The organism is Bacillus sp. AFS001701 (assembly GCF_002559405.1).
Classification (GTDB): Bacteria; Bacillota; Bacilli; order Bacillales; family Bacillaceae_G; genus Gottfriedia.
Genome location: NZ_NTZO01000383.1, coordinates 1 through 214 on the forward strand (window position 1 = coordinate 1; position 214 = coordinate 214).

1 protein-coding gene is annotated in these 214 nt (G+C 53.3%); it reads left to right on the forward strand.

Translation table 11 applies throughout. The features are described from left to right. A partial coding sequence (locus CN514_RS19755) for a LysR substrate-binding domain-containing protein (protein WP_286141772.1) occupies window positions 1-214 on the forward strand: 214 nt, incomplete at both ends.

Genomic DNA, 214 nt, shown 5'->3' on the forward strand with positions numbered 1-214 from the left:
GGTTTATCCGAAGCTTGCGCTGGACGTTAGCGTAAAACGTAATGCCTTTATGGTTGAGATGTTAAATGAGCACAAAGTCGACCTTGTGGTGACGACGCATCGTCCCGGGCAGTTTGATTGCCTGACGCTGCGCACATCACCTACACACTGGTATTGCGCAGCCGAGTACGTGCTGCAAAAAGGGGAGCCGGTTCCGCTGGTCTTGCTGGATGAC